The organism is Pseudonocardia sp. SID8383 (assembly GCF_009864975.1).
Lineage (GTDB): Bacteria > Actinomycetota > Actinomycetes > Mycobacteriales > Pseudonocardiaceae > Pseudonocardia > Pseudonocardia alni.
The window spans coordinates 1-1483 of the sequence record NZ_WWFY01000118.1; the positions used below are offsets into that span (position 1 = coordinate 1).

Consider the following 1483-nt stretch of genomic DNA (forward strand, 5'->3'; position numbering starts at 1 on the left):
GACTCGGACGTGCCGTCGGCGACCCGCGCGGTGCTCGACGCCGCGCTCGCCGACCGGGCCACCGCGGCCGCCCTGGAGACGGTGGGACTCACCCCGGCCGAGCTGGCCGCCGCGACCCCGCCCGCCGGGCTCACCGTCGACGCGCTGGATCCTGCCGACCCCGAGGCCGGACAGCGCACCGCGCTGTCGTTCGCCGTGCTGATCGTGATGTTCATGCAGATCGTGGGCTTCGGCCTCACCGTCGCCATGGGCGTGGTCGAGGAGAAGTCCAGCCGCGTGGTGGAGCTGCTGCTGTCGACGATCCGCCCGCTGCACCTGCTGTGGGGCAAGGTGCTGGGCATCGGCGCGGTCGGGCTGGTCCAGCTGCTGCTCTACGGCGTCGTCGGCATCGGCGCCGGGATCGCCACCGGGCTGCTGACGATCACCGGCACCGCGCTCGGGGTGTTCGGCGCCGCGCTGGGCTGGTTCGTCCTCGGCTACGCGTTCTTCGCGGTGCTCTACGCCGCGGCCGGGTCCCTCGTGTCGCGCCAGGAGGACGTCAACACCACCACCGGGCCGCTGATGATGCTGCTGTTCGCGATGTACGGCGTCTCGTTCTGGTTCCTGGGCTCGCCGGACTCCGCGGTGCTCGGCGTGCTGTCGTGGATCCCGCCGTTCCCGGCGATGCTGATGCCGCTCATGATCGCCGACGGGTCCGCGACCGCCTGGCACGTCGCCGGGTCGGCCCTGGTCATGCTGGTGGCGCTGGTCCTGCTGGCGAAGGCGGGCGCCCGGGTCTACGAGCGGTCGGTGCTGCGGATCGGGGCGACCGTGCCGTGGCGGGAGGCGCTCAGATCTCGATGAGCTCGCGGGGCAGCCCGGTCAGCGGCACGGCCGGGCCGCCCGCGACGACGTGCAGGGTGTCCTCGATCCGCACCCCGCCCCGTCCGTCGAGGTAGACGCCCGGCTCGACGGTCACGACGTTGCCGGCGCCGATCCGACCGGTGGCGGTGGTCCCGAGCCACGGCGGCTCGTGCACCGCGAGCCCGACCCCGTGGCCGAGGCCGTGCGGGAACCGTTCGCCGTGCCCGGCGGCGGTGATCACGTCCCGGGCGGCCGCGTCGACGGCGGTCACCGACGCCCCGGGGACGAGTGCGGCCCGCCCGGCCGCGGCGGCGGCGTCGACCAGGGCGTGCAGCTCACGCTGCCAGTCCACGGCCGGGCCCAGGCAGAACGTGCGCGTGGTGTCGGAGTGGTAGCCGTCCAGCGCCGCCCCGAAGTCGATCTTGACGAGGTCGCCGCGACGCAGCTCGGTGCCGGTGGGGCGGTGGTGCGGCACCGCGGAGTGCGGACCGGCGGCGAGGATGGTGTCGAAGGCGGGGCCGTCGGCGCCCAGGCGGCGCATCCGGTCGTCGAGGTCGAGCGCGACGTCGGCCTCGGTGCGTCCCGGGCGCAGGCCGCCGTCGTCGAGCAGGGCGCGCAGCGCGGTGTCGGCCAGCGCGCA

General features: G+C 75.1%; 2 protein-coding genes. One reads left to right on the top strand and one right to left on the bottom strand.

The genetic code is table 11. The features are described 5' to 3' along the window. Positions 1 to 843, top strand: an 843-nt coding sequence (locus GTW08_RS02745; RefSeq protein WP_161151350.1) for an ABC transporter permease, incomplete at its 5' end; no start/stop codon positions are given. Here GTW08_RS02745 and GTW08_RS02750 read toward each other — a convergent pair. Next, a partial coding sequence (locus GTW08_RS02750; RefSeq protein WP_161151351.1) for a M24 family metallopeptidase occupies positions 830 to 1483 on the bottom strand: 654 nt, incomplete at its 5' end. The two genes, GTW08_RS02745 and GTW08_RS02750, sit on opposite strands and share 14 nt — an antisense overlap.